The organism is Akkermansia muciniphila, from assembly GCF_018709685.1.
GTDB classification, from domain to species: Bacteria; Verrucomicrobiota; Verrucomicrobiia; order Verrucomicrobiales; family Akkermansiaceae; genus Akkermansia; species Akkermansia muciniphila_E.
The window spans coordinates 1-5,828 of sequence record NZ_JABDHQ010000028.1 but is presented as its reverse complement, the minus strand read 5'-3'; the positions used below and the strand labels follow the sequence as shown (position 1 = coordinate 5,828).

General features: G+C 52.8%; 2 tRNA genes and 3 rRNA genes. All 5 read left to right on the top strand.

Annotated features, from left to right (window positions below):
- The first annotated feature begins 442 nt into the window (after nucleotides 1-442).
- The 5 genes from HHJ06_RS11595 to rrf all read left to right on the top strand — a co-directional run bounded on the left by HHJ06_RS11595 (nucleotide 443) and on the right by rrf (nucleotide 5,769).
- Nucleotides 443-1,954, top strand: a 16S ribosomal RNA gene (locus HHJ06_RS11595).
- 170 nt (nucleotides 1,955-2,124) lie between these two features.
- Nucleotides 2,125-2,200, top strand: a tRNA-Ala gene (locus tag HHJ06_RS11590).
- 88 nt (nucleotides 2,201-2,288) lie between these two features.
- Nucleotides 2,289-2,365, top strand: a tRNA-Ile gene (locus HHJ06_RS11585).
- Nucleotides 2,366-2,578: 213 nt separating this feature from the next.
- Nucleotides 2,579-5,414: ribosomal RNA gene (locus HHJ06_RS11580) — 23S ribosomal RNA — on the top strand.
- Between the two features lie 239 nt (nucleotides 5,415-5,653).
- Nucleotides 5,654-5,769: ribosomal RNA gene (gene rrf, locus HHJ06_RS11575) — 5S ribosomal RNA — on the top strand.
- The 16S, 23S and 5S rRNA genes sit together here with 2 tRNA genes alongside, the layout of an rRNA operon.
- The last annotated feature ends 59 nt before the right edge of the window (nucleotides 5,770-5,828 follow it).

The window sequence follows — 5,828 nt, the reverse complement described above, 5'->3', positions numbered from 1 at the left end:
CTTTGAAAAAACATATCGAAAAAAATTGACAGTGGGGGTGATTTTGATAGACTTCTCGGCACGCCAACACGGCGACGGGATGAAAAGCCCGGCAGCGGAAGGTCTGGAAAACAGGGCCTGAAGCGGCTGGGGCCGGCCACCTGGAAGAGGGCTTGAAAGAGAGCTCCGATAAGAAGATTTCAAGGGAATGACTACCGAACCCGCCGAGGGTTTTCCTGAGGTCGTCGAGAGACGGTCGAAGGGGAAAAAAACCGAAGGAGCGACCTTGCTCCGAGAGGGGCGGATTGGTAGAAGCAAGGGAAAGAAAAAAGGTCGTGACGCGCGCCGTGCTTGGCAGAGCGAAGATGTCCTCGAGAGACACAACTTGAGGGAAGAGCTGACTGAAGCATGGCGCAGATGAAATCGAAAGATTCCATTTGGTCCAGCAATTTCAAAAATTATTTTGATGGAGAGTTTGATTCTGGCTCAGAACGAACGCTGGCGGCGTGGATAAGACATGCAAGTCGAACGAGAGAATTAGTAGCTTGCTAATAATTCTCTAGTGGCGCACGGGTGAGTAACACGTGAGTAACCTGCCCCCAAGAGTGGGATAGCCCCGGGAAACTGGGATTAATACCGCATAAGATCGCAAGATTAAAGCAGCAATGCGCTTGGGGATGGGCTCGCGTCCTATTAGTTAGTTGGTGAGGTAACGGCTCACCAAGGCGATGACGGGTAGCCGGTCTGAGAGGATGTCCGGCCACACTGGAACTGAGACACGGTCCAGACACCTACGGGTGGCAGCAGTCGAGAATCATTCACAATGGGGGCAACCCTGATGGTGCGACGCCGCGTGGGGGAATGAAGGTCTTCGGATTGTAAACCCCTGTCATGTGGGAGCAAATTAAAAAGATAGTACCACAAGAGGAAGAGACGGCTAACTCTGTGCCAGCAGCCGCGGTAATACAGAGGTCTCAAGCGTTGTTCGGAATCACTGGGCGTAAAGCGTGCGTAGGCGGTTTCGTAAGTCGTGTGTGAAAGGCGGGGGCTCAACCCCCGGACTGCACATGATACTGCGAGACTAGAGTAATGGAGGGGGAACCGGAATTCTCGGTGTAGCAGTGAAATGCGTAGATATCGAGAGGAACACTCGTGGCGAAGGCGGGTTCCTGGACATTAACTGACGCTGAGGCACGAAGGCCAGGGGAGCGAAAGGGATTAGATACCCCTGTAGTCCTGGCAGTAAACGGTGCACGCTTGGTGTGCGGGGAATCGACCCCCTGCGTGCCGGAGCTAACGCGTTAAGCGTGCCGCCTGGGGAGTACGGTCGCAAGATTAAAACTCAAAGAAATTGACGGGGACCCGCACAAGCGGTGGAGTATGTGGCTTAATTCGATGCAACGCGAAGAACCTTACCTGGGCTTGACATGTAATGAACAACATGTGAAAGCATGCGACTCTTCGGAGGCGTTACACAGGTGCTGCATGGCCGTCGTCAGCTCGTGTCGTGAGATGTTTGGTTAAGTCCAGCAACGAGCGCAACCCCTGTTGCCAGTTACCAGCACATAATGGTGGGGACTCTGGCGAGACTGCCCAGATCAACTGGGAGGAAGGTGGGGACGACGTCAGGTCAGTATGGCCCTTATGCCCAGGGCTGCACACGTACTACAATGCCCAGTACAGAGGGGGCCGAAGCCGCGAGGCGGAGGAAATCCTAAAAACTGGGCCCAGTTCGGACTGTAGGCTGCAACCCGCCTACACGAAGCCGGAATCGCTAGTAATGGCGCATCAGCTACGGCGCCGTGAATACGTTCCCGGGTCTTGTACACACCGCCCGTCACATCATGGAAGCCGGTCGCACCCGAAGTATCTGAAGCCAACCGCAAGGAGGCAGGGTCCTAAGGTGAGACTGGTAACTGGGATGAAGTCGTAACAAGGTAGCCGTAGGGGAACCTGCGGCTGGATCACCTCCTTTCTATGGAGTAAGTGCATTAAGAGTGCACAGGTCGGATCTCTTCCCGAGGGAAGAGGGAGCGGAACCCGCGAGGGCCCGCAACGAACCAAAGATGTGTAAACAGCCAGTTCGCTTGGAGCGAAACTAGGCACGACGTGCGTGACGACCTTTTTTCAAACCGAACCGCAACTGGGGGTATAGCTCAGTTGGTAGAGCGCCAGCTTTGCAAGCTGGATGTCCGGGGTTCGAGTCCCCGTGCCTCCACCAGTTTCGGTAAGAAGGCAGCCAGGGCGCCAGGTAAAAACTATTAACTATTACCTGTTCGCTGTTAACTGCCTCTGCGAGACCCAAAGCCGGGCCTGTAGCTCAGTTGGTTAGAGCACGCGCTTGATAAGCGCGGGGTCACAGGTTCAAGTCCTGTCAGGCCCACCAAAAGCAAATCGATTATTGAGGGAAGAACGAAAATTGACATCTGCGTGGCAAAGAAAACAATTGCTGAGAAGCAATTGCTTTCCAACAAAGTGGGTAGTTGAAAAACAACTACAATACACAATTTAAAACATGCATACCAAGAAATAAGACAATACAGTAAGTCACGAAAGGGCTTTGTGGTATTGTGGAAGTGGTAAAAAACTTTTGCAATATGATGAAGTAAGTAAGGGCGTACGGTGAATGCCTTGGTGCCAACAGGCGAAGAAGGACGCGGCAAGCTGCGAAAATCCTCGGGAAGCTGCAAGCAAGCGATGATCCGGGGGTATCCGAATGGGGTAACCTGATCGAGTTAATACTCGATCGTTCATACCTGAATACATAGGGTATGAAACGCGAAACCCGCTGAAGTGAAACATCTCAGTAAGCGGAGGAAAAGAAAGAGAAATCGATTCCGTAAGTAGTGGCGAGCGAAAGCGGATGGAGCCCAAACCGAAGGTACTCCTTCGGGGTTGTAGGACCACGACATATTCGACCATACTGGATAGTAGAACAGCCTGGAAAGGCTGGCCGTAGAAGGTGAAAGCCCTGTAAACGAAATCCAGCGTGGGAATTAGTGGTATCCTGAGTAATACATCACACGTGGAACGATGTATGAATCAGCGCGGACCACCGCGCAAGGCTAAATACTAGTTGGCGACCGATAGTGAACAAGTACCGCGAGGGAAAGGTGAAAAGAACCGCTGTGAGCGGAGTGAAATAGAACCTGAAACCGTATGTCTACAAAGTGTCAGAGCAGAGCGATCTGCGATGGCGTGCCTTTTGTTTAATGAGTCTGCGAGTCAGTGTTTGTGGCAAGACTAAGGGCTTCCGGCCCGGAGTCGTAGCGAAAGCAAGTCCGAATAGGGCGAATTAAGTCGCAGGTACTGGACCCGAAGCGGAGGTGACCTACCCTTGGCCAGGTTGAAGCATGGGTAAAACCATGTGGAGGACCGAACAGGTGAACGTTGAAAAGTTCTCTGATGAGCTGAGGGTAGGAGTGAAAGGCTAATCAAACCCCGTGATAGCTGGTTCTCTTCGAAATGCATTTAGGTGCAGCGTCACGTGCTGATGCGCGGGGGTAGAGCACTGACAAGGCTAGGGGGCACACCCGCTTACCAAACCTTATCAAACTCCGAATACCGTGCAATGGAACGTGGCAGTGAGACAGTGGGGGATAAGCTTCATTGTCGAGAGGGAAACAACCCAGACCAGCAGCTAAGGTGCCTAAATAACGCTCAGTGGAAAGGATGTGGGATTACACAGACAGTGAGGATGTTGGCTTAGAAGCAGCCACCATTTAAAAAATGCGTAATAGCTTACTCATCGAGTGATCCTGCGCCGAAAATGATTGGCGATCAAGCGTTATACCGAAGCTCTGGACTTTACCTTCTGGTAGAGTGGTAGAAGAGCGTTGCATACGCGTTGAAGGGTGATGGCGACTGACCCTGGAGCGTATGCAAGTGAGTATGCAGACATGAGTAACGTAAAGCCGGGTGAAATCCCCGGCCGCCGTAAACCCGAGGTTTCCAGGGCAACGTGTTTCGTCCCTGGGTTAGCCGGGACCTAAGCCGAGGCCGAGAGGCGTAGGCGATGGACATCAGGTTAATAATCCTGAGCTCGCGACCCTTAAACTGGGAGGACGCATGAGAAAAGATGACTAGGTTATTGAATTCCGAGTTGAGTCTACGGACTCAGCGCATCATTGGATCGAGTGCCAAGAAAAGCCCCAGCATATGCTAAGCGACCCGTACCGCAAACCGACACAGGTGGGTGGGTAGAATATACCAAGGCGTAAGAGTGAAACCTGGTTAAGGAACTCGGCAAATTAGCCCCGTAACTTCGGAAGAAGGGGTGCCTGCAGCGATGCAGGCCGCAGAGAAATGGCCCAACCGACTGTTTATCAAAAACACAGCACTCTGCAAAGACGCAAGTCGAAGTATAGGGTGTGACACGTGACCAATGCCGAAAGATTAAGGCAAGGGGTTAGCCGCAAGGCGAAGCTCTGAACCCAAGTCCCGGTGAATGTCGGCCGTAACTATAACGGTCCTAAGGTAGCGAAATTCCTTGTCGGGTAAGTTCCGACCTGCACGAATCGTGAAACGAGTTGGGCACTGTCTCAACCAGGCGCTCAGTGAAATTGTAGTGGCGGTGAAGATGCCGCCTACCCGCAGAAGGACGGAAAGACCCTATAGACCTTAACTGTAAGCTGTCATTGTTTCTTCGGTTTTAATGCTCAGAGTAAGTGGGAGACGCTGAAGACACCCTTTAGGGGGTGTCCGAGTCATCAATGAGACACCACCCTTTGAAACTGGAGGATCTAACCCTGAGCCGTGAATCCGGCCAGAGGACCGTGTCAGCCGGTCAGTTTTACTGGGGCGGTATCCTCCCAAAGAGTAACGGAGGAGCGCGAAGGTGGGCTCAGCCCGGTTGGCAACCGGGTGTCGAGTGCATGGGCATAAGCCCGCCTAACTGTGAGACCTACAAGTCGAGCAGATGCGAAAGCAGGCCCAAGTGATCCGGCGGTAGAAAGTGGAATTGCCGTCGCTCAACGGATAAAAGGTACCTTAGGGATAACAGGCTGATCACGCCCAAGAGTTCATATCGACGGCGTGGTTTGGCACCTCGATGTCGGCTCGTCGCATCCTGGGGCTGGAGAAGGTCCCAAGGGTCCGGCTGTTCGCCGGTTAAAGCGGCACGCGAGCTGGGTTCAGAACGTCGCGAGACAGTTCGGTCCTCTATCCTCTGTGGGCGTTGGAAAATTGAGGGGTTCAGACCTTAGTACGAGAGGACCGGGTCTGACGCACCACTGGTGCATCGGTTGTACTGTCAAGTGCATGGCCGAGTAGCTAAGTGCGGACGGGATAAGCGCTGAAAGCATCTAAGCGCCAAGCCCATCCCAAGATGAGTTTTCCCTATAGGTTCGTGGAAGACCACCACGTTGATAGGTCGCAGGTGTAAGTGCAGCAATGTATTGAGCCAAGCGATACTAATCACCAATAGACTTCATCATATTACATCACTCCCGTTCGTGAATAACAACTTACCGTTGTCCTGTTCATACGATGTATGTTAAAAAAAGTAACACCACCAGCCACGCAGATGTCAGTTTACGCTGACTTTCCTCAAGAGTTCACCCTCTTTTAGAAATCTTCTTAAAGCCACACAAAACACATACAAAAAATCCCCCCCTTAAAGCCCCCAAGGGCTCCCGGGCAGGCAGGATGAAGAGAAAACCTCTTCCCCCTGAAGCCCGGTGGCCAGAGCGCAGTGGTCCCACCCGGTCCCGTTCCGAACCCGGAAGTGAAACGCTGCCGCGCCAATGGTAGTCGGACGATAGGTCCCGCAAGAGTAGGTCGCCGCCGGGATTTTTTTCATCAAGCCCCGCCAGTTCCACAAACTGACGGGGCTTGCTCTTTTCTTGATA